The organism is Nostoc sp. 'Peltigera membranacea cyanobiont' 213 (assembly GCF_002245975.1).
In the GTDB taxonomy this organism is placed as follows: Bacteria; Cyanobacteriota; Cyanobacteriia; order Cyanobacteriales; family Nostocaceae; genus Nostoc.
In genome coordinates this window covers 23,842-47,079 of record NZ_NOLI01000015.1, presented here as the reverse complement: position 1 = coordinate 47,079, position 23,238 = coordinate 23,842, and the positions used below count along the sequence as shown (strand labels likewise).

At 42.4% G+C, this 23,238-nt stretch carries 18 protein-coding genes; 8 read left to right on the top strand and 10 right to left on the bottom strand.

What is annotated here, in order from left to right; all coding sequences use genetic code 11:
• Nucleotides 1–35: 35 nt before the first annotated feature.
• Together CDG77_RS06935 and CDG77_RS06930 are read right to left on the bottom strand one after the other, a co-directional pair.
• Nucleotides 36–1,088, bottom strand: coding sequence for an anthranilate phosphoribosyltransferase family protein (locus CDG77_RS06935; protein ID WP_094328690.1), 1,053 nt, complete (start codon nucleotides 1,086–1,088; stop codon nucleotides 36–38).
• 135 nt (nucleotides 1,089–1,223) lie between these two features.
• On the bottom strand, nucleotides 1,224–2,171 hold the full coding sequence (locus CDG77_RS06930) for a LysR family transcriptional regulator (RefSeq protein WP_094328664.1): 948 nt from the start codon (nucleotides 2,169–2,171) through the stop codon (nucleotides 1,224–1,226).
• 293 nt (nucleotides 2,172–2,464) lie between these two features.
• Between CDG77_RS06930 and CDG77_RS06925 the strand changes: the two genes are divergently transcribed.
• On the top strand, nucleotides 2,465–2,716 hold the full coding sequence (locus tag CDG77_RS06925) for a helix-turn-helix domain-containing protein (protein ID WP_012408240.1): 252 nt from the start codon (nucleotides 2,465–2,467) through the stop codon (nucleotides 2,714–2,716).
• A 260-nt stretch (nucleotides 2,717–2,976) separates the two neighbouring features.
• On the opposite strand, the gene CDG77_RS06915 is transcribed toward CDG77_RS06925, so the two are convergent.
• From CDG77_RS06915 to CDG77_RS06905, 3 genes are all read right to left on the bottom strand, one after another.
• On the bottom strand, nucleotides 2,977–3,465 hold the full coding sequence (locus CDG77_RS06915; protein ID WP_223269726.1) for a DNA cytosine methyltransferase: 489 nt from the start codon (nucleotides 3,463–3,465) through the stop codon (nucleotides 2,977–2,979).
• Between the two features lie 168 nt (nucleotides 3,466–3,633).
• On the bottom strand, nucleotides 3,634–4,953 hold the full coding sequence (locus CDG77_RS06910) for a HEAT repeat domain-containing protein (RefSeq protein WP_094328663.1): 1,320 nt from the start codon (nucleotides 4,951–4,953) through the stop codon (nucleotides 3,634–3,636).
• Between the two features lie 17 nt (nucleotides 4,954–4,970).
• Nucleotides 4,971–5,384, bottom strand: coding sequence for a QcrA and Rieske domain-containing protein (locus tag CDG77_RS06905; RefSeq protein WP_094328662.1), 414 nt, complete (start codon nucleotides 5,382–5,384; stop codon nucleotides 4,971–4,973).
• Nucleotides 5,385–5,901: 517 nt separating this feature from the next.
• Here CDG77_RS06905 and CDG77_RS06900 point away from each other — a divergent pair.
• Entirely contained in the window at nucleotides 5,902–7,476 is a 1,575-nt protein-coding gene (locus CDG77_RS06900; protein WP_094328661.1) for a ferredoxin--nitrite reductase, read from the top strand.
• 3 nt (nucleotides 7,477–7,479) lie between these two features.
• On the opposite strand, the gene CDG77_RS35220 is transcribed toward CDG77_RS06900, so the two are convergent.
• The gene (locus tag CDG77_RS35220; protein WP_143856966.1) at nucleotides 7,480–7,713 is read right to left on the bottom strand and encodes a hypothetical protein; all 234 of its coding nucleotides are present in this window, start codon (nucleotides 7,711–7,713) and stop codon (nucleotides 7,480–7,482) included.
• A gap of 219 nt (nucleotides 7,714–7,932) precedes the next feature.
• Between CDG77_RS35220 and CDG77_RS06890 the strand changes: the two genes are divergently transcribed.
• The 6 genes from CDG77_RS06890 to CDG77_RS06865 all read left to right on the top strand — a co-directional run bounded on the left by CDG77_RS06890 (nucleotide 7,933) and on the right by CDG77_RS06865 (nucleotide 16,525).
• Complete coding sequence (locus CDG77_RS06890; protein WP_094328659.1) at nucleotides 7,933–9,429, top strand: NarK family nitrate/nitrite MFS transporter; 1,497 nt, start codon at nucleotides 7,933–7,935, stop codon at nucleotides 9,427–9,429.
• Between the two features lie 330 nt (nucleotides 9,430–9,759).
• The gene (locus CDG77_RS06885; RefSeq protein WP_094328689.1) at nucleotides 9,760–11,973 is read left to right on the top strand and encodes a molybdopterin oxidoreductase family protein; all 2,214 of its coding nucleotides are present in this window, start codon (nucleotides 9,760–9,762) and stop codon (nucleotides 11,971–11,973) included.
• Nucleotides 11,974–12,488: 515 nt separating this feature from the next.
• A complete protein-coding gene (locus CDG77_RS06880) occupies nucleotides 12,489–12,941 on the top strand; it encodes a phosphate-starvation-inducible PsiE family protein (RefSeq protein WP_094328658.1) in 453 nt (150 codons plus the stop codon).
• 399 nt (nucleotides 12,942–13,340) lie between these two features.
• Nucleotides 13,341–13,790, top strand: coding sequence for a nitrate reductase associated protein (locus CDG77_RS06875; protein WP_094328657.1), 450 nt, complete (start codon nucleotides 13,341–13,343; stop codon nucleotides 13,788–13,790).
• 311 nt (nucleotides 13,791–14,101) lie between these two features.
• Nucleotides 14,102–14,704 carry a DJ-1/PfpI family protein gene (locus tag CDG77_RS06870; protein WP_094328656.1) on the top strand — a complete coding sequence of 201 codons (603 nt, stop codon included), beginning with the start codon at nucleotides 14,102–14,104 and terminating at the stop codon, nucleotides 14,702–14,704.
• 438 nt (nucleotides 14,705–15,142) lie between these two features.
• Nucleotides 15,143–16,525 carry a PrsW family glutamic-type intramembrane protease gene (locus CDG77_RS06865; RefSeq protein WP_094328655.1) on the top strand — a complete coding sequence of 461 codons (1,383 nt, stop codon included), beginning with the start codon at nucleotides 15,143–15,145 and terminating at the stop codon, nucleotides 16,523–16,525.
• A 351-nt stretch (nucleotides 16,526–16,876) separates the two neighbouring features.
• Here the strand turns inward: CDG77_RS06865 and CDG77_RS06860 are convergent, their stop codons facing one another.
• From CDG77_RS06860 to CDG77_RS06845, 4 genes are all read right to left on the bottom strand, one after another.
• Nucleotides 16,877–17,524: a hypothetical protein gene (locus CDG77_RS06860; protein WP_094328654.1), complete on the bottom strand. Its 648-nt coding sequence runs from the start codon at nucleotides 17,522–17,524 to the stop codon at nucleotides 16,877–16,879.
• Nucleotides 17,525–17,671: 147 nt separating this feature from the next.
• Nucleotides 17,672–19,252: a CHAT domain-containing protein gene (locus tag CDG77_RS06855; protein ID WP_094328653.1), complete on the bottom strand. Its 1,581-nt coding sequence runs from the start codon at nucleotides 19,250–19,252 to the stop codon at nucleotides 17,672–17,674.
• Between the two features lie 146 nt (nucleotides 19,253–19,398).
• Nucleotides 19,399–21,666 carry a PP2C family protein-serine/threonine phosphatase gene (locus tag CDG77_RS06850; protein WP_094328652.1) on the bottom strand — a complete coding sequence of 756 codons (2,268 nt, stop codon included), beginning with the start codon at nucleotides 21,664–21,666 and terminating at the stop codon, nucleotides 19,399–19,401.
• Nucleotides 21,667–22,208: 542 nt separating this feature from the next.
• A complete protein-coding gene (locus tag CDG77_RS06845; protein WP_094328651.1) occupies nucleotides 22,209–22,574 on the bottom strand; it encodes an NAD(P)H-quinone oxidoreductase subunit M in 366 nt (121 codons plus the stop codon).
• Between the last annotated feature and the right edge of the window lie 664 nt (nucleotides 22,575–23,238).

Here is a 23,238-nt window from a genome sequence, read left to right as displayed (position 1 = left end):
TAACGAAAATTTGAGCAAAGCAATTAGAGTTAAATTTAAAGTGAATTTACTATCTGGCTAAGTTCTTGGAGTTTAGCTGCTACTGTACCATTGGTTAATAATTCTTCTGCTTTAGCTAAACCCTCTGGCATATCTGAACAAATACCACTCCGCCATAGATAAAATCCGCCATTCCACAAGGCTGTTTGCATTAGTTCGCCTGGTTTACCTGCCAAAATCTCTTGAATATCTGCCACCAGTTCTTCAGTAGTTCCAAGGGGTACGTTCTTGGTAGTAAAGCCGTAATCACGCGGTACGAGGTGCAATCGTTCTACCTCTTGAGATGCTACGCATGGAGATAAGCTGATAATTGCAGTGCGATCGCGCGGTAAGTCACAACTACCTTCCAATCCTTTGACTAATGTAAATTTTGTTACTTCCCGCAGCCCCAAAGCTATCTGAAACATCCCTTCTGTTGGCGGATGAACAAATCCAGCAATTACGTGAGCATCACCAGCATAAGGACACCAAATTAGCTCCATTGTCGCTAAGGGTGGACGTTTACCAAGCTGGTCGCGGTACTCCCAAATACTTTTAGTTAAGGGAAAATGCTGAGGTAGATAAATAAACCCAATTCCTGTTTGCTCAAACACTTGCTGGGTTTTTGCTAGTGGTAGAGTAGTCCAATCAACTCCTAAACCTTGCCAAATATCGATCAGGGGTAAGCCGTACTTTGTTGGGAGGCGATCGCCACCGTGCATTACCACTGGTTGTCCAACTGCGGCGAGTATTAAAGCTGTCACCGGACTAATTGGTGCTGTGCGGGTTCTGCCATCATAAGGGACACCAAGAGCGATCGCAATTCGTCCAGAGTCGAATGGTTGCAGTTTTGGCCCCAATTCATCATAAGCATCCAACATTCCCGCTAACTCTTCCCCCGTAGGACGCTTGATTCGATGAGCAATCAAAAACGCTCCGATTTGGGCTGGTGTCGCTTCACCCAGCAGCATCATTTTAGTAGCGCTGGCTGCTTCGGCACGAGTTAAATTTTCGCCCGTGTGGTTTCCGCTACCTACTTTTTTTAGTAATTCCCTAAATACATTGCTCATTTGTTTTTTGTCCTTTGTCATTTGTCCATTGTCCTTTGTGAATAACCGATAATGACCAATGACTAATGACTAATGACTAATGACCAATGACTAATGACCAATGACTAATGACTAATGACCAATGACCAATGACGTTTAAGAAACCGATCGCTTCCGATCGATTTGTAATGGGATATTTTCGCGCACGAGTTGCCAAAAGTGCTTGATGGGGGGAATTTGCAGTCGGTCTTGAGTTGTTACCATAACTACTCGCCGAGTCAAACTCGAACCATCTGCTAAACCACTAATACTATTGTTCTCCAAGGAGCGAATCGCTAGGGTAGGGTCAAGACGAGCTTCCATTAATGCTGATTGAGGAAGCAAAGCTATCAGTTCTCCTTGGCGCACTACTCCCCGGAAGGCATCTAGAGTATTTACCTCTAAAGCCGCCTGGAGTTTAGCTTCCATTCGGTCAAATCTATCTTGTATTAAACGCTGCATTCCATAACCATCTTTAAAAACCACTTGGGGATAACGAATTAGCTCCGACCAAGGAACGAATTCATATTGAGCTAAGGGATGATTGGCTGCGGTTAAAACTTCTATCGGTTCATCATAAAGTACTTCTACTACCATTTCTCTCGCAGTGGTTAAAAAGCGATTATTCATCACAATTGCTAAATCCACCAATCCATCTTTAAGAACTTTCAAGGCGCGATCGCTTCCCAATGAAGTCACCCGCAATTGCACATCTGGATAAGCATGACAAAATTTTTGCAACACTGGGGGTAAGTAAGATCCACATAAGGAGTGAATCACGGCAATGCAAAGTTCTGGTTGTTTTCCAGCGATTAAATCAGCTAATTCTCGTGTAGCTGTCTCCCATTCTTGGCAAATTTTGCGGACACGGGGTAGTAAACATTCACCTCCCAATGTCAATTTGGCGTGACTTGTTCTGTGAAAAAGTTCTATACCCAAATCAGCTTCCAATGCCTGGATTTGGCGGCTAATCGTTGATTGGGTAACACCAGATGTTCGCGCTGCTTGTTGAAAGCTGCCGGTTTGTGCGATCGCTAGAAAGGCTTGCAACTGCTCTAGGCGCATTTTTATGTAGCCTGAATTACATTTATCAGTTTCATTAAGTTAACGGTTTATTCTCCGCAATTTAGTATAGTTAGTTACAGTAATTTTCCTGTGATTTACATTTGTATAAATCAGTTTTTATTTGTCCCATCATAAATTATCCGCTTTACATAGAATTTTTTGGTGAATTCCGCCAAAAAAGACTTATGCAATATATGAAATTTTAAATTCATTCACATTATGAGGTTTGAGCAAAGATTTTGAATACTTTAGTCTGTAGAACTTTTGTATTCAAAATACTAATCTTTTTCTTCATGCAGCCCAGTAAACTAGACCAAATTTTAGGACTAGAACTACAGCGTCGTCGTACAGAAAAAGGTTGGTCACAGGAGTATCTTGCAGAAGTGACAGGTCTGCATAGGACTTATATCAGCCAGCTTGAGCGAGGGCTAAAAAGCCCATCTGTTAGGGTTCTTAGCCATATCACCAAGGCTTTGGGTATGACAATGAGTGAATTTTTACAACCTGTAGAGGAATCCCTGAGTGTTGACGGACAGCGAGATTGAAAGATTAAGGCAAGCCATTATTGCGACTATTGCATCTCCAGTCATAGGGTCAATAGAAGATTACACATGGGAAGCAATTTTTCATTATGTTAAAGATATTCCTCTATCAGACCCCGCTTTGGGACGAAGCAAGCTTCTCTATGATGCTGTTGACTTGATGACTAAAACAGGTTGGTCACTCAAATCCCTCCAACTGAATAGCTTCAACTTCGGAAGTTCATTTTTGTTTGTAATTCAGAGAGCAGACATTATCAAGAAGTCTATCCAGCTAGGTTTTCCTGGTTTAATGATGAAGAGACAACTTTATAGCCTAATGATTCAAGCTTTTCTGTTATTTCTTCCCTAATTACGCCATTGTAAGCTTTCAAAATTTCGGGGACGTTCTCCATTACGGCGTAAAGGGGTCTAAACTCCTCTACGAATTCTAAAAAGGTTTGGTATAGCTTGTTACGGGAATCGTTGAGGTAGCGATCGCCAGCAGGAATATTTCTTGAAAATCCCTGACATGGTGGGCCGCCAATCAAGGCTGTTAGTTTTTCTCGCTGCAAGCCCAAGGCTAATCGTAAGTCACAAGGGTTAATTTTACATATATCCTGATGAATGATTTTAGTGTCTTGGTAATTGTGCTTGTAGGTTGCCAAGGCTTTTGCATTTACATCTATTGCACATAGAGATTCAAAGCCTACCATGTGAAATCCTGTAGTCAAACCACCTGCACCAGCAAATAAATCAATAATCTTGTGTGTCATTATCGAATACTATAGTCTTCATAAAATATCGTCAAGTAACTCCCTAACTTCTGCTGCATTTAATCTTGGAAATTTCAGCAATTGCGATCCTTGTGTTCTCACCAGCCTGGTAAATTTAACAGAAATGTGGGTTAACTCCCTCTAACTCTCCATCATCTTTGAGAGAATTTACCACTCAGCCAAAGCGATCGCTATTCCTTGTTGCAAATCTGGTGTGAGTGCAGCATTATTGGCTAATTGCAGCAATTTTTGATGTGCGGCTTCCCCATCTAAATTTTTGAGTGCAGCGATCGCGTGTAGTCTCACTGATGCATTAGAATCAGCTAGCAGCGAAATCAATGGTTCAATAGCTTGGATTTCGCCTAACTGTCCTAAAGATAAAGCGATCGCACTTTTTACATTAGCAATCTCTATGGCTGGATGCTGCGTTAGCGAAGCTCGCCAAAGGCATCGCAGTATTTGCAATAATATTTCTACCGCTTGTGTAGTTTGCGGCTTTTGTACTCGCCCCAAAACGGTAACAATTTCTTGCCAAAGTGTCTCTGAAGTGATTTGATTAAATGCTGTTTGCAAATATTCCAAACTAGATGGTGTCTCCAGCCAACTTAAAGCGCGGATAGTTTCTAATTGCAACTTTATCGGTGTCTGGGGTGAAATCAGTAAATTAAATAAATGTTTTGCAGCCTCATCACTACCCATCCGAGAAAGGGAAACTGCGGCTGCACAACAAACATCAAGATTAAAGTCGTAAAGCTTGGGTTGCAGTCTCGTCACCAAATCTAAGGTTTCGCGCAAGTCGGGGCGAAAACCTAAACCAAGCACTGCTGCACGCCTAACTGTAGCGGCGATATCATCCAAAGCGTTTAACAAGATTGGTGGTATACGTTCGTCATGAAAACTGCTGAGGGCTTCAATTGCAGCAGTGCGGATTGTTGCTTGTGAATCTTGCACTACACTCAACAGAGGCGTGATGGTTTCTGTTTGGGGAATGCAGGAAAGCGATCGCACTGCTAAAAGTCGTGTATCTTCATTTAATAGAAGTTCAGAGAAGGCAGCGATCGCAACAGTACCCATTTGCCCTAGTGCTGTGGCTGCGATCGCTTTGAGTTCTTCATCCTCACCGGTTTTCAACAATTCAACCAAGGGTGCGATCGCTTCTGGCTGTTGAAATTCGCCCAAAGTTCGCGCTGCATACCAGCGTAATTCTTCTTCTGCATCTTCATCTTCTAAGATTTCAATGAGTGGTGGGATGGCAATATTTCCCAAGTTAGTCAACACTTTAGTAATTTCCCAGCGTTGCTGAAAATCTCCCACCTCTAAGATTGAAAGTGCTAATGTCAGCAGATATTCTCGATTTTTAACTATCTCTGGATGTTTCGAGTCTGTACCTAAAATTAATTGTTGTAAATATTGAATCAATGATGACCAATCAGCTGCATTGTATGCTGTGTGGGCTTGCACCAAAAGCTGGTTGATATTACTCACGATACCCTGAATTGTATTGTTTAAGTTGGCTTGACTTGAACTGAATTACTCTCAATTTTGGCGGCGTAAGTTTTAAGCGCTTCTGTCGCCGGGCCTTTTAGCACTTTACCATCAACTCCAAATTCCGAACCATGACAGGGACAAGCGAATTTTTTGGACTCGGCTTTCCATGCGACGGTGCAACCTGCGTGAGTACAGGTAGGGTTAACAGCTGTCAGACTTGCGCCTTTAGATGTGCCGACTACCAACACAGGCCCAGCAGGTGAGTTTTTAGCCAGCAATTGACCAGTTTTATCTAAATCTGCCGAAGTGCCTACTGTTTGCCAATCGCCAGTCGCAGAAGTTGTTTGAGAAGAACAAGCTGCGATCGCTACAGGTAGAGAACTCGCTATCAAACCCAAACCTACCCAATTAACAAAATCACGACGTTTCATAAGTGCCACTCAATTTTGGATTTTAGATTTTGGATTTTGGATTAATCTATGGCAATCCAAAACCCCTTGGATCATTTTAAACACTTTTCATCAAGCGCTTTAAGTAGCTCATTAGCCGACCTTGATGCAAAAAATGCATATTATGTATCCATTTTCAGCAATTTTACCAAAAAATCGTAACAATTTATACGATTTTAACAGAAATCTCGTCTTAAGTTATGAGTATCGAAATTGTTACATAAACATTATCTCAACCTGCTTGACAAATTTCCAAGATGTAAATGGCAACAAGTTTTCCTTAACTAGCCTGGAATGCTTTTGAGTAGCAATAATCAGCCGTAATCAAATATTAAGTTTTTATTCCCTAACCCTCGTAAATACACCACCTAATGGAACTACGGGTTGATTAATAATTACTAATTCATCGTTTTTTAATTACGAATTACGAATTACGAATTACGAATTATTTATTGATATTGGGCAATTAGCAGCAAAAATTCTCACGAGAGTCAGCCTCATGACAGACACAACAACTAAGACTACCAGCCTCAATAAATTCGAGAAATTCAAGGCGCAAAAAGATGGACTTGCCATCAGGGATGAGATAGAGAGATTTGCCGCCTTGGGCTGGGAAGCAATGGACGAAACAGATCGCGATCATCGGCTCAAGTGGGTAGGCGTGTTTTTTCGCCCTGTTACCCCAGGGAAGTTTATGATGCGGTTACGGATGCCTAACGGTATTCTCACCAGCAGTCAGATGGGTGTTTTAGCTCAAGTGGTGCAGCGTTACGGTGATGATGGTTGCGCTGATATTACTACGAGACAGAATATCCAATTACGGGGAATCAGAATTGAAGATTTACCAGATATCTTTAATAGATTTCACGCAGTTGGTTTAACCACTATCCAATCAGGGATGGATAACGTCCGCAATATCACAGGCGATCCGGTGGCGGGGTTGGATGCTGATGAGTTGTACGATACGCGAGAGTTGGTACAGCAAATTCAAGATATGCTCACCAACAAAGGCGAAGGGAATCCAGAGTTTAGCAACTTACCACGGAAGTTTAATATTGCGATCGCAGGTGGAAGAGACAATTCAGTTCACGCTGAAATTAACGATTTAGCTTTTGTGCCAGCATTTAAGGAAGGGACTGGGGATAGGCAAGAATTTGGTTTTAACATCCTTGTGGGTGGCTTTTTCTCAGCTAAACGTTGTGAGGCGGCGATTCCTCTCAATGCTTGGGTGGCTCCAGAAGATGTGGTAGTTGTATGTAGAGCGGTTTTGGAAGTATTTCGTGACAACGGGCCGCGTGCTAATCGGCAAAAATCCCGCTTGATGTGGCTAATTGATGAATGGGGTTTAGAAAAGTTTCGAGCAGAAGTAGAAAACCGTTTGGGTAAATCATTATTACCCGCAGCCGCAAAAGACGAGATCGACTGGGAAAAACGCGACCATATCGGAGTATATAAACAAAAGCAAGCGGGATTAAATTACGTAGGGTTAAATATTCCCGTCGGGCGGTTGTATGCCGAAGATATGTTTGAAATTGCTCGTCTAGCAGAAGTTTTCGGCAGTGGTGAGATTCGCTTTACTGTTGAGCAAAACATTGTTATCCCCAACATTTCTGACTCACGGTTAGCAATATTTTTAACACAACCATTGCTAGAAAGATTTTCGATTAATCCAGGTTTATTGGCGCGATCGCTAGTATCTTGCACAGGCGCACAATTTTGCAACTTCGCCCTCATCGAAACTAAAAACCGCGCCCTGGCAATGATTAAAGCCTTAGAAGAAGACTTAATCTTCATTAATCCAGTCCGAATCCACTGGACAGGTTGCCCCAACTCTTGCGGACAGCCTCAAGTTGCAGACATCGGCTTGATGGGAACGAAAACTCGCAAAAATGGCAAAACCCTAGAAGGCGTTGACATATATATGGGCGGCAAAGTCGGCAAGGACGCTCATTTAGGAACTTGCGTTATCAAAGGTATACCCTGTGAAGACTTGCAGCCAGTCTTGCAAGATTTACTGATTAAAAACTTCGGAGCGAAACTCAAGCAGGAAGCCCTATTAGTTAGTAACAGCTAGTACTTATTGGGGATTGGGGGTTGAGCAAAATTCATACTTCAACCTTAAAGGCTCAATGTTCAGGCTCAAAGGTGCAACTTCCGAGCAAAAAGGTGCAACCTCCGAGTAAAAAGGTGCAACTTCCGAGTAAAAAGGTTCAACCTCCGAGCAAAAAGGCTCAACTTCCGAGCAAAAAGGCTCAACCTCCGAGTTCAAAGGCTCAACCTCCGAGTTCAAAGGCTCAACCTCCGAGTTCAAAGGCTCAACCTCCGAGTAAAAAGGTTCAACTTCCCCTCAATATGGTTCGGATAAGATCCCCCCGCCTGTGGCGACCCCCTTAAAAAGGGGGTAATTAGAAAAAAAGCCCCCCTTTTTAAGGGGGGTTGGGGGGATCTCCGACGAATAAACACGTTAACCGAACCGTATTGCATCTTCCCCTATCTCTTCTGCATCTTTTATTCAATTAGAAAGATTAGAATGCTTAAAAAATTATTTTCATTTAGCGATCGCTACCGCATTTTACATCAGACTTGGTTTGCTTTCTTTCTCACCTTTGTCTGTTGGTTTAACTTTGCTCCCTTCGCTACAACCATTGGCAAAGAGCTACATTTAGCGCCTGAGCAAATCAAAACTTTGGGCATCTGTAACCTCGCCCTCACAATTCCCGCCCGATTAATCATTGGGATGCTTCTGGATCGTTTTGGCCCCAGAATCACCTACTCAATCTTGCTGATGTTTGCAGTAGTTCCTTGTTTAGCAACAGCCCTAGCGCAAGACTTTAATCAATTAGTCATCAGTCGTTTGCTGATGGGAATTGTCGGATCTGGGTTTGTTGTCGGTATCCGTATGGTGGCAGAATGGTTCCAGCCGAAGGAGATGGGCGTTGCTCAAGGCATTTATGGCGGCTGGGGTAACTTTGGGGCCTTTGGCGCAGAATTTGCCTTACCGATGATTGCAGTTTCTACAAGCTTTTTCGCTGGTGGCGCTTCTAACTGGCGATTTGCGATCGCACTTACAGGTATCATTGCAGCTATCTACGGCGTAATTTATTACAACACCGTCCAAGATACGCCCACAGGAAAAGTCTACAATAAACCGAAAAAGAATGGTTCCCTAGAAGTAACTAGCATCAAAAGCTTCTGGGCGATGATTGTCTCGAATTTCGGTTTGATTTTCGCCTTGGGTTTATTAGCTTGGCGCTTGGAACAAAAGAACATTCACTTCCTAACCCTGAGTCAAATGTATTTGACTTGGTTACTATTAGCAGGATTGTTTGCTTACCAAAGTTATAAAGCTTGGGAAGTAAACCGAGAACTTCTCACCGGCAATAAAACTTACCCTGCATCTGAACGCTTTCAATTTGGTCAAGTAGCTTTACTCGAATTCACTTATATCACTAGCTTTGGTAGCGAACTGGCAGCCGTTTCTATGCTCCCAGCATTTTTTGAAAAAACCTTTGCTTTAGAGCATGTTATCGCTGGGATGATTGCCGCCACCTATCCCTTTTTAAATTTAGTTTCTCGTCCCAGTGGTGGCTTAATTTCTGATAAATTTGGTTCGCGGAAGTGGACAATGACAATTATCAGCGTTGGTATCGGTGTTAGTTATTTGATGGCACATTTTATTAATAGTAGCTGGCCGATTCCAGTTGCGATCGCAGTTACAATGTTCGCCGCCTACTTTGCCCAAGCCGGCTGCGGTGCAACCTACAGCATCGTACCCATGATTAAAAAAGAAGCCACTGGACAAATTGCCGGCAATGTGGGAGCTTACGGTAATTTTGGTGGCGTAGTTTACCTGACAATTTTTAGCTTAACCGACGCTCCCACACTATTTACCACAATGGGTATAGCTGCACTAATCTGTGCTTTTATGTGTGCCTTCTTCCTTAAAGAACCAAAAGATTCCTTTGCCGCAGCCTATGAAGGTGAAGCATCAGAAACCGCAACGACTATCTTCTTAACTGAAGAATAATGTAAGTAGAACGGTGTGAATAATTCAAGGTTTGTAGTGAGGGCTTCAGCCCTCAAATGAGGACTAAAGTCCTCACTACAAACTAATCTCAAGATTTTTTACATTACTTAACGTACTTTGGTTTCTTCTCGCCGACTTACTTAATTCAGGAAAATCTCTTTTTCTTCTCTCTGCGCCCTCTGCGTCTTGGCGGTTCGTTATTTATCGAACCGCCAAGAACGCCAAGAACGCCAAGTAATAAAAGTTTCAAAGAGTCTTTGCATAACATATAAAGTTTTTAAATTGTCGCTACATCTGGGGTTGCACAATCAAAATAACAAAATGGTAGCCATGAGTGAATTTACTAAAACTCTTTGTCCTTACTGCGGTGTTGGCTGTGGACTAGAAGTTTCACCCCCAGCCCAACTTGGCAAAGCAACTAATCGAGATAGTGAAGGAAATCCGACTTGGCGGGTGCGCGGCGATAAAGCCCATCCATCGAGTCAGGGAATGGTTTGTATCAAAGGCGCAACGATCGCAGAATCTTTAGATAAAAATAGATTACATTACCCAATGGTGCGAGACTCTTTAGATCGAGAGTTTCGGCGCGTTAGTTGGGATGAAGCTTTTAATCTCATTACGCAACGCATTCAAACAGTCCGTTTCACCCAAGGGCCAGAAGCCTTATGTATGTATGGTTCCGGTCAGTTTCAAACTGAGGACTACTACATAGCCCAGAAACTGATGAAAGGCTGTCTGGGTACTAATAATTTTGATGCCAACTCCCGTTTATGTATGTCTAGCGCTGTGGCTGGCTACATTCAAAGCTTTGGCGCAGATGGACCACCATGTTGTTATGAAGACCTAGAGTTAACTGACTGTGCATTTTTAATTGGCACTAATACAGCCGAATGTCATCCAATCGTTTTTAACCGGCTGGAGAAATATCACAAAAAGAACCGCAAGGTGAAAATGATTGTGGTAGACCCCCGACGCACGCCAACCGCAGAAGCCGCCGACTTACATTTAGCCATTCGTCCCGGTACAGATATCGATTTGTTGAACGGCATCGCCCACTTGTTGATGCGCTGGAACTACATCGATACCCTGTTCATGGACGATTGCACCAGCAACTTTCCGGCTTATGCTGAAGTAATTCGCCACTATCCCCCGGAAGTAGTGGCGAATCAATGCGGAATTAGCATTGAAGATTTAGAAACAGCAGCCCACTATTGGGGAAAATCACAACGAGTACTGTCTTTGTGGTCAATGGGTGTAAATCAATCATCAGAAGGGACAGCTAAGGTAAGAACTATCATTAACCTGCATCTGATGACCGGACAAATTGGTAAACCTGGCACAGGCCCTTTTTCCCTCACTGGCCAACCAAACGCAATGGGGGGACGGGAAGCCGGAGGTTTGGCGAATTTATTACCGGGTTATCGGACAGTGAAAAATCCCCAGCACCGCGCCGAAGTTGAGCAGTTTTGGGGACTCAAGCCAGGGCAGATTTCACCCAATCCCGGTTTGAGTGTTTGGGAAATGATTACTAGCTTGGAAAATGATGCTGTCGGGTTAATGTGGATTGCGGCTACTAATCCAGCTGTAAGTATGCCAGATTTGGAGCGAACTAAAAAGGCATTGTTGCGATCGCCTTTCACTATTTACCAAGACGCATATTATCCCACAGAAACCTCCGCCTACGCTCATGTTCTGTTACCAGCAGCCCAGTGGGGTGAAAAAACTGGTGTGATGACAAACTCCGAACGGGTGGTAACTTTGTGTCAAGCATTTCGCCAACCGCCAAGAGAAGCTAAAGTCGATTGGGAAATTTTCGCCGAAGTTGGACGGAGATTAGGTTTTGAAAAAGAGTTTGTCTTTGCTAACTCTGCTGAAGTTTATGCTGAATTCGTCAAACTAACTCAAAATCGCCCCTGCGATATGACAGGTATCAGTCACGCGCAATTACAGACACAAGGCCCGACTCAATGGCCTCATCCAGAAGAGAGCAGGGGAAGTAGAGGAGCAGGGGAAGCAGGGGGAGAAACCTCTGGAAAGCGTTTATATACAGATTTACGCTTCCACACCCCTGACGGACGCGCTCGATTTGGGGCATATTACTCAAAGGGATTGGCAGAACCACCAGACCCCGATTATCCTTTTGTGCTAACTAATGGGCGACTTTACGGACATTGGCACACACAAACCCGCACCGGTCGCATTGACAAAATTCGCAAGATGCACCCCGAACCGTTTATCGAAATTCATCCCCGTGACGCTGCGAAGTTAGGTATTGTAGATAACCAAAAAGTGGAAGTGCGATCGCGTCGAGGTAAAGCTCAGTTTCCTGCTAAAGTGACAAAAGCGATCGCACCTGGTACAGTTTTTGTCCCCATGCACTGGGGTTCACTGTGGGCAGATAATGCCGAAGTTAATGCCCTCACCCATCCAGAATCTTGCCCCGATTCTTTGCAACCAGAATTAAAAGCCTGTGCAGTGCAGCTAATCCCAATTTCTGTAGAAGTTACAGTCAAAGATTATCAACTTCAGTCCTCACAATGGTAAGCCGTAAATTGTACCTCTAAGGAACGTGAATTAAATAAAATGCAAAACTTCATCCTCTATCTAGCTTCCCTCTCCTTTATAAGGAGAGGGATTGAGCGTGAGGTAAGGCCCGGACATAAATTGTATGTTATTTAATTCTTATTCCTAAACAGGTAATTAACAATCATTAATAGGTAATTTAGTCAATAATCAATAGTCAATAGTTATTATCATTTTTTATGACTCTCTAATTTTGACTGTTACCAATTACCATATTCAAAGAGGCAAAATATCTAGTAATAATAGATTTTACTAGTATTGATTTTATCTATGGATAAAAAATAAAAAACATCTAAAAAACTTACCAAGTATCAACAAGTCATGTTGTTTAACAAATCTGGGGTTTAAGCAAATAAGCTCTCTTAATCGGTAAGTTTTTTGTCAGGCTTAGGAGTTACAAAACTCAATTACGAATTACCTTAATCCTCTAGATTTATCTATGGGATTTTATTTTATTTAGAAATAGGGTGCAGCAAATGAAAAAGTTAATGAGGCAAATTCTCGGAGCTACTAAAGATGAGAACTTCATGCACATCATCGAAAACGTAGAAGTGCTAGTTTCTAAAGTTCTATCTATTTTTATGGTAGTTGTAATTTTAGTTGCGATCGGAGACTTAGCGGCTTTTATTTTTAAAGAGTTACTTACAGCCCCTTATGCCAAGTTTAACACCACTTTGTATAAGATTTTTGGCTTATTTTTAAATATTTTAATCGCTTTAGAAATTTTAGAAAATATCACAGCTTATTTGCGGAAGCACGTTTTTCAGGTTGAATTGGTTATCGTCACTTCTTTGATTGCTGTCGCCAGAAAAATTATCATTCTTGACTTAGAAAAAGTCTCAGGTATTGATATAATTGGTTTAGGAATTGCTATTCTCGCTCTCTCAATTAGTTACTTGATAATTCGTCTCAGTAATGACAGAAAATGACAGAAACAGCCGTTAAAAATAGAGCTTGATTCACATATTTTTCGGTATAATACTTAGGAATATATAGGACTCCTATTTGATTTTAAACAAAATTAGGTATTGTAGCGTGTGTTAGAACGAAGTTCGTAACGCACAATTATCACGGGTTTGATGCGTTACGCTATCGCTAACACATCCTACGTATATTTTCAGAAATCAAACCTGATTCCTATATCGTTTAGTCTTCATCTACTTACTAGTAATAGAGTATACTTGATAATTAAGAGCAGCCAAAACTGCATTCTGGACAAATTATTAATATGCGATCGCTAATTAAATCTTGTTTTTAATTACTAATCTTTGTAACTTAAATATAAAAATTATCGCTAGTTAAAAATCCTTAATTTTTAATACTTGATTATGACAGATTTCTTTGAATTTGAAGCAGACTTTGTTGATTCCCTGCGTTGTATCCCTATGCAAGTGCGTTGCAATTTAGATACTTGTGGCATCAAGCTAAAATTGTCTGATTGGAATCAAATGACTACAGATGAGCGTCAAGCTTTAGTCGAATTACCTTGCACTACAGAAACCGAAATTCAGTCTTACCGCGAACATATCCAACAATTAATTCTACAACGCACGGGTATACCAGCGACAAAATTACCCATTGAGCCACATCCTGCATGGCTAGATAGCGCTGTACCACCTAGCATCCAGGAAAAAGCTCAAGAAATAGGTGTAACCCTGACACAGCAACATTGGGCAGCTTTAAGACCCTTACAGCGTTTTGCCTTAATTAAACTCAGTCGCCCAGGACATGAAAACAAAAACTTTAAAAGAGCGATCGCAGAATTTGATCTGCTTTAATTACATAATAAATCAAGACTTACGCAAGCAATAGCCGAAACCCTAATTTTCTTCTGAGGGCAATTCATGAATTGCCCCTACAGCCTATAGTTTTGCGTAAGTTCTATAAATGTGTAGAATGCATTACATTTTATAAAGTTGCAGCCCAAAAATGATATATTACCGCAGAGTTAGTGCTGTGATGTGTCAAAAATTCGTGCAGATGCTCACGCCTAATGTCCCAAACTCTAATATTAATATTTATTTTATAAACAACTGAGAAATATTGACTCTAGACTACTGGTATTAACTAATAAGTGGAGGTCAAAAATATGGCTGCAAAGAAACTTTTGATGCTTGTTGGGGACTATGTAGAAGACTATGAAGTGATGGTTCCTTTCCAGGCATTACAAATGGTGGGACACACTGTTCATGCAGTTTGCCCAGACAAAAAAGCTGGTGACAAGGTACGGACAGCAATTCACGACTTTGAAGGAGATCAGACTTATAGCGAAAAACCGGGTCATAATTTTACTTTAAATGCTACCTTTGCAGAAGTAGAAGCCACAACATACGATGCCTTAGTTATTCCCGGAGGAAGGGCACCAGAATATATCCGCTTGAATCAGCAAGTGCTAGAAATCACCCGTCACTTTGCCCAAACGAATAAACCTATTGCTGCCATCTGCCACGGCTTACAGTTATTAGCAACTGCGGATGTATTGCAAGGGAAGAGATGTACTGGATACCCCTCTTGTAGTCCAGATGTTAAAAGTGCTGGAGGGTTTTATGTCGATATTCCTGTTGATGAGGCAATAGTTGATGGTAATTTGGTAACAGCCCCAGCTTGGCCTGCTCACCCCCGTTGGCTGGCAGAATTCCTCATAGTACTTGGAACTAAGATTGAACACCCAGAACTGGCTAAAGTGGTTTGAAGCAACACACCAAAAATATTTTGGTGCAATATTCAGGGCAGTTTATTTCCCACTCTCTACTTTTAATAGATTGTGGCAAAAACAACTGACAACAGACCACCAGAAATTATATATTTTCTAAATGAAACTAAATGCAGTGAAAACTACTGTTTTTTAATAAATTGCCTTGGGTTAAATTTGCAGCTAGGATGTCAAAAGCAGACAAACCATCCAGTCTGATTTATCCGGATGACAAGCCCGTTTAGGACAAACTCTCAGTACATGGAATACTTATTAACATTAGGTGAAACAATTTGAAATTTCCCATCTAGAATTTTAAATTTCTTAGCAGTAAGTGAAGCTATAGTGGATTTAGCAATGCTGCTGTTAATGTGGCTAAGGTTAGTCCTGTTGCCAAATATATGAAGAAGAATTAATTTAGAAAAGCACACTAACTCGATGACAGGCAAAAACGCAAGACATAATGCATTTCTGCGGCTAGTGTCTGGTAATGGGGCAGCTTCTGGATCGGAGTCTCGCTACTCGCTGCCCCCCAGTAAAGAGATGGTAATTGGACGCGACCCCAGCTGCCAAGTTGTCTTGGATGCCATGATGTACCGGATGGTATCTCGTCGTCATGCAGTGGTTCGTCCCCTCTCTTTATCCCCAGATAGCAAATTCAGCTGGGTGCTTTGTGATTTAAATAGTGCTAATGGCACTTATTTGAATGGACAACGCTTATATGAATGTCAGGAATTGCACCCAGGCGATAGCATTTCTCTAGGTGCTGATGGCCCACAATACGTTTTTGAGTACGAGTTTACTTACCAAACCCCGGCCACAACAGTTAACCAAGTTACACCATTACCTTCGGCGACAAACTACCACAGCCACACGCAATTAAAGCAGCCAGATTCTGTTAGCTTCACCCAGCTTTTCCCGATTATTTCCACTGGTAAAGATTTAACTCGTAAAGCTTACCTTGTACCGGGAATACTGACCGTAATTTTTGTAGTGTTAATGTTTGCTACAGTCGGTCAGCCCCAAGCTAATCAAGTTATCGTCGCAACTTACATCGCCTTTGCCGCCTACTATTTTGTTTACCAACTTTGCGGAAAACAGAAGCCTTGGTGGGTGCTAATGGCTGCGGCATTGGGTACAACGGCGATTTTACTCAGTCCAGTGTTGGATGTATTTATCTTTGTGTTTCGCGGCATCCTTCCTGGAAGCTTGCCTTCACCCCAAGAATCTATCACCTTCACAGAATTGCTGGTACGGATGTTTTTTGGTGCTGGGTTGATGGAGGAATTACTGAAGGCATTACCTGTGTTAGGCGCGTTTGCCATCGGTAGAATGTTATCTTCACCTTGGCGGGAAAAGATCGGTGTCTGGGAACCTCTAGATGGTATTCTTCTGGGAACGGCTTCTGCTGTAGGCTTCACTCTCTTGGAAACTCTCGGACAGTATGTGCCGGATATCACTCAAAATGTGGCGCAACAGGTGGGTACAGGCGCTGCTGGTCAACTAGCGGGTTTACAACTGCTAATTCCGCGAATTTTAGGCTCTGTAGCTGGACACATGGCTTATAGTGGCTACCTGGGCTATTTTATCGGGTTGGCTGTTCTCAAGCCCAGTAGAAGTTGGCAAATTCTCTCTATTGGTTATCTTAGTGCTGCTGCGCTCCACGCTCTGTGGAATGCGACAGGATCTATCAATGCCTTGCTGTTGGTAGTTGTTGGGGTATTATCTTACGCCTTTTTGATGGCGGCAATTCTCAAGGCACGGGCACTGTCACCAACGCGATCGCAAAATTTTGCTACCCGATTTTTGGGACCAAAATAAGAGATAAGGGAGCAGGGGTGCAGGGTGCAGGGGGCTAAGAACAATGCCCAATGACTATTCAATATTTATATCTTTGGATAGATGGCCTAGTTAGAAAAGAAGCGTACCGTAATTTAACACTGGGCTAACTATGCCTAAAAAGTAAAAATCATCAAACTTATTGCAAAAGTCTTGATTTTCGACTCTTTTTTCCGCCTCTGCGTAATCTAAATCAACATCTTTGCAAGAGATGGCTCTAAACAGAGTGTGTACAAAGCGCGGGCTACGCCAAAACAGCGCATGATGAAAATTTATAGCTTTCTCTACTTTTTCTATTGCCCGTTAGCTATTAACTGTCACCTGTCCCCTAGTTTATAGTTCAGACTGAGACTGGTTGAGTTGAGTAAAAGCATAAAAAGCGATCGCTAAACTAACCTTTGCTTTCTCTACTTCTGATAAAGCTGTCCATTCGCTATTATTAAGACTACTGATAGCAGATGCCGCGTTTTTCGATTCGCTACTCCGCATAGCGTAGGCAAAAGGACGAGCTAAGACTAAAAGATCCTCTGTTCCCCAAGTTGGTAGTACTGTTTGAACGCACTCAACTAGTTGTTCGCCCATTGATTGCTGGGCAGCAAAAATCTCAGCAGCTTTCTGGGCGATGGTATTGAGCAATGTTTGGGGGACACAGGCGGCAAAAGTAGTACGGAGTGTTTCTTGAAGATTCAGCACTAATGCCTGTTGAGGGTGATGAGGATGGCTTGAGGCGAGGGAGACATTAGACCAAAGTGGATCTAGATTGCTATAAAAATCTTGCGATCGCGTCGTCAGTTCTTCCTCTAGTAAATCTTGCATTCCGAATTGTTGTTCTAATTCCTGAAAATAAGCTTCTGATTCCTCATCAGCTGGGTTCCAGGGATAGGTAGCATCGTCTGGTTCTAGTAGCGCTTCTAATAAATCTAAATCTACTTGAGATGGCAAAGAAGAGAAAGTGTCTGAGCCGTTAATTTTTTTAGCCATTTTTTATTGTCTCCCGATTATTTGGTGGTATTTACAGCTACAATCCTTCAAAATAGATTTCCGCAAAAACAGTTGATTTTTTCTTCGGGAAAAATAGATTTTAAAAGCTGATATTCAACATCAAAATTCACCCACGCAGTGGCTACACTAGGAGTCTTCAATAATAAACTCCCAGGTTTCACCCCTAGCACTTCCAAACTTTAACTGCATTCCCGATTTCAAAGGGACTTCCTCTCGGAGGATTTGTTGCCAGCCATTAGGCCCTAAAAACCAGGTTGTCCCGTAGGTAGAAAAATCTTGTAAATAATAAGTTCGTACCAATGTAGCATCAGTAAGAGTATTACGGCAGAAAATTTCGGCGTGGCGTTTGGATACAGATGGTTCGGCGATGACAATATCATTGTCTTTCGTGCGGCCGATGCGGGTGACTCCATAACGCAGTAACCAGGTTTTCCCTTTTGGAGCGAGCGATCGCAATGAAGCAGTGGGAAGCAGGGAACCCATATCAGGAATCGCTGTATCTGGTAGTTCGGTAATACCTTCATCTAGATTCTTAATGAGTTCGCCATTAAAATCTGGATGCAGGTAGAGAACAGGCAAAGTCCAAGCAGGTTGATTAAATTTATACAGTGTCAATAACTCTTGCCTAGCTAGTGCTACGGCTTCATCAATTGGTTTGTGCGATCGCAAAGCTTCGGTAAAAGCTTGAATAAAACTATGGCTTTCGCGATCGGCGATTTCATCGCGCATCCCCAAAACCGCAGGCACACCATGACGAATCAATACTTCTGCTAAACTGCTGGCAGGTATAGCTTGATGATTGATTGCAGCGGGTTGTGCGCCCCAACAGGCGTTGAAAAGCGCCAGTTTCACACCTGTACGGGTCAAAACTTGTGCCAATTCTATCCCATTCAAGGGCATGTCTGGTCGCAAAAATAGTAACCCTCCATCTGGCCCTGGCAAACCATGTCCAGCGTAAAAGAAAACGTTGTATGCTTTGGTTTCTAATTCTTGAATCAACTCCTGTGGAGTTGGTTGTATAAGTTTATTTACTATACAAGGTGCATATCTTTGGGAATTACCACCCACAGGTGTATCTAGAAGACTTTGCTGTAAAATAGCCGCTTCTTGTTCTAGTTGCAGCTTTTCATCATGGCCTAAAACTAGCAAGATACTTAAAGCCTGATCGGTTCGCAAATAAGGTAAGGGGTCAACTTCGCTACTGGTACGACTAAATAGCAAATCTTGGGAAAGAGACATCGCCGATTGACCAGGTTCGCGCTGCATAATTTCCCAAGGCAGAGCAATCAGATCCGGGTCACGAATTTCTAGCTGAAAGCGCAAACGTGTATGCTGACCCATAGCAATCCCGCGACTGCGTTCTAGACTACCAAGAATTTGCCCGTCGAATATCCAGCGCCATAAATTCATTCCCAAGTATTGCATCAGACGACTGCTGTAGGGGCCAGTAGTCTGAGATGAAGGGGGTGAAATCCAATCTATGGGGAATGGGTTGGACTTTTGAGATGTTGGGTTTGAGGAAATATCTAGACGACTATGGCCAGCAAACATCTGCTGCCATTCTTGCCAAACTTGATTGAGTTCAACAGGCCATACAGAGTCACGCAAAACGTAGCCACTCGGATAGGGAGCCTTGACCACCCAAATGGCGAAGTTGTCAGTGCCAGTGTTTAGGAGACGGGCGATCGCCAAATTCAGGGATGGCATGGATTCATAAAACTAAAAGCTAAAACAAATAATTTCAAATAACAATTCTTCAAGGTAAAAGGTTTCTATTTTTTTACCTTGTAAGTTTTTTACTCTCGTTATATCTGTTATTATTCCAGGTTTTTACCAGTTTATCGAGTATTTGATTAAGTTGGACTGGTGTCGGATGATGGAGTTGCTGGCGTGACGGTTGTACACGGATTTTGTACATTTGATTGTAAAACAGATACACCAAAACGTTTTAGTTGGGATAAGTCTAGCAATACTGTTTCCGGCAAAGGTTTCAAATTGGGTGGAACTGAGGTAGTTACTGTTGGTTTATTCGTATTAGCTGGAGTTTGGGTGCTTTTATTGGCACAGACTCGCATAGACACTGCAAAATTTCCCGAAGTAGGTTTAGGATTTGGATTTGTGTCGATCGCTTCTAAAAAAGATCCAGGGGGAAGCGATTGGTTATTTTTCAAGGGGATTTGATTGTTGGTTTTAATTACCCAACCTGGAGAAAGGTTATCAAGCGATCGCGGTTCGGGTGTCGCTTCGATGCTAGGATTTTGAGTTTGTAATGGATTGGCAAAAATGGGCCATGAGCCATCAGGCTCACGCAGTTGCCTCACGAACAATCCTAGACAGCCTGCTAGTACCACAAATATCAAAGGAACAATCCACTGTAGCGGTAAACTGCGAGTTTTAGCAGGTTCGGTGTCTGGAATCACCTGAGTTTTCTGGTTCGGGCTACTTAAAAGGGGAACATCTGTCGCCTTGGATGCCAAATCAACAGTTTTGGCAGAATAACTCTCTGGAATGAAGGCTTTGATGGTAATTTCTGGTTCCCAGTATTGGACTTGATAGTGAACTAAAGCGATCGTGACATTATCATGTCCATTTTTAGTATTAGCGATTTCGATTAATCTATCCGCAACACTTGCTATATTTGCTTCTCCAGCTAGAATCGGCAATATTTCTGTTTCCCAATATTCCTCCACCCGATCGAAATCACTCAAACCATCGGATGTGAGGAGAAAAACTGCATCTTCATCGAGCATAAACCGTGTCGATGTGGGATGTAATGAAGTGCTAGAACCCATGCCCAAAGCCTGCACAAGAGAGCCAGCAGAACTTTGTTGGACAGCATCGCGGTAAATGGCATAGCCTAGCCGCACCTCGCGGGAAGCGACATCATCATCAAGGGTGACTTGATAACAGCCTTGGCGGGTAATCCAGTAAGCACGACTATCACCTACGTGGGTAATGTACATTTCGTGGGCAACAGGTAATGCCATGACTAAAGTCGTGCCCATGCGCTGCCGCCCTTGGCGATTTTCTCCGTCATTACGCTGACTAATTTTGTCATTGGCAATTGCCACTGCTTTTTCTAGGTCATTCAGCAGTAGTGAGGGGTCTATGTGGTCGTAGGGAACTTTTGTTAGTTGCTGTACTTGCTGCTGAATGGTTTCAATGGCTAAATTTGAGGCGACATTACCACCTTCGTGTCCGCCAATGCCATCACAGACAATTGCTAAAGCTGTTGGCTGGGGTGGTTTGCTCACCATTGTTCCACTGGGAGGACTACAGGCATCTTCGTTGCGTTGGCGACTTGGGCCTGTGTCGGTTTTGGTGATAATTTTGATCGTGGGTGTTTGCGATCGCCCTAACCCGGCCAGTCCTCCATCTAAAACTCCGATTAATTGGTCGGTTGAGTTAATCTCTCCCTGAATTAAGGCAAGGCTAACGCGATTAACAAATTCAACTATGGCTGGTTTCGCACTACTAACCAACTGCTGCCAAAATTCGCCTAATTGGGGCAATTCTGGTGATGTTTCGGAGTCGAAACGCAAATCCAACAACCTGACTAACGATCCTTCTACCCGTAATACAGATGAGTCAAGCAAGCTAGAGGCGACACCTTCACTTGCAAGAGGTTGCCACAGATGAGCTATTTGCCATAACCAATTGAGTTGGCGCATCGATGTAGCATCACGCCAAGCGGTGGTTAACTCACTACCCAAATGCACTTTTTGGCTTGTGTCATCTATTAATAGTGGCGGTTTTTCTAAGAGCAATATTTCTCTTTCATGGGAAGAACCGTCAGCGATAAATAGGACTCCATATACCTGCGGTACGTGTAAGCGGTAGGGAATGAGTCTCAAATAAGCTCTTAGAGGCTGTAAATTCTCTAACTCAGGCGTTAGAGATATAAAACCAGGTTTCGTATCTAAAAGAACAAATTTATCAATGACTAAATAGCGATCGGCTAATATTTCTCCAGGGCTACCCACACTTGGGCCATCTACCACAGCCCAGAGATAATTTTTGGGTAAGGGCGTGGAACATCGCTGGCAAAACTTGTGAGTCAGGGGGTTGGCAGCCCGACAATTTTCGTTTGGACAGTAGAGCGTTGCCGCGTCATTTTCCATAGTTTTCGCACCGATCAGCGATTGGCAATTTCTTTAACAGCATTAGTAGGGACAATCTAGACCGCTCATCTTTCTTAAACTTGACATATCCAGACTTTAGATGATGATTTTAGCTGGCGGATATCAGCAGGTGCTAATACTTAACTTATCCAAAAAATCCGCTCCTCAGTCAACTCTACAGCCTCATCATAGCTTCTATTGCTCTGTGACTCTTCATCGCCAAAGCAAGTAGCTCCAACCCTGTTACCAAAGCATAACCCAAGCATAACTGCGCCCCAAGCTTTTGCTGAATTATCGCATCATCAAGAGACAGATAATGTTGGCATTTATTTAGTTTATAAGTAAGATAGCAAGAATTAACTTTAATTAAGAATTAAGAATAGCAAATACAATTTTGGCAAAAGTACCTGACGAATCAAGAAAACCTGCCTCGAAATATCTCTCCTAACAGGAGAGATACTTGGAATTTACCCCTTGCCCTAGTCGGGAAAGGGGTTAGGTTTTCGTAGGTTTTTCCAGATCGCCTGAATTGTCAGCAGGGTTCAGGCAGTTTGCTTGTTGTCAATTGCAACTTGAGGAACTCCCATACTGTAGTTGGTAACGCGGGCAGAGAGATTGTAGCTGATTTCGCCGAGTTGCAGGAGCGATCGCAAATAATGCTCTAAATCTGACCCCACACGGCGCAAGTTATAGTCCGTGAGGTCTTCGCCACTAGATGCTTCTACTAGTTCATCAAATTTTCGATAAACTTTTTGCAGCGCATCTTCATTCCAGTTAAATTCGTTATCTGGGTCAATATCTAACGTTAAGACCTGTTGACTGGGAACTAGATCGCCATCCCGGTCAATTTCGCCTGCAAAAATGCGGACATGCCGGGTTGTGGACTTGAGCAGCATCGGGTTATCCATAAGAAGGTGTAAGATTTGGGTGGATTACACTGAAATTATTGTAAACGCTATATTCAAGCTATGAATGCTCTCAATTTACAAGCTTTGAAGGCAGTTTCAAAAGGGTATATTGAATGAGCATAAGTAAAAATATCACCTGTACTGATTAACTTACTCCTTTTGTTAGGAGTTGAAGACGCAATTAGTTGCTAGTACTGACAGTAGTCCAATTATTTTCTGTAAAAATTACTTGATAAAATCTTTTCATTTGGAGTATACAAACAACTTAAAGCGATGTGCTAATCTTACCTACTGCTAAAATTTTCCTATTCCTCAAGTCTAAAAGCCAGTAGGGTAAGGGACTCGCCAAGAATAACTCGATCTGTGTAATTTTTTTTCTTAGAGAACAAAAGTCTTTACCTTAATAATTGCGCTCATCAATTTCTTCGGGATTTTCTATTGCAAAAAACGTACATCAAGTAATTTTACTGAATAGCGCTACATCGACCTCTGGCTGTAATAAGTTCCAAAAAATTAAGCGATTTTACTTACGTATAAACACCAAATTTAGAGTAGCAAGTCAAACTTTTATTGACGTTAACATAAAGTTGATGTAAAAACCTTTAAAAAGGTTGAACAACATCTTACAGAAACTTTATTGTGTAGAATCTTAAAAACTGAATAA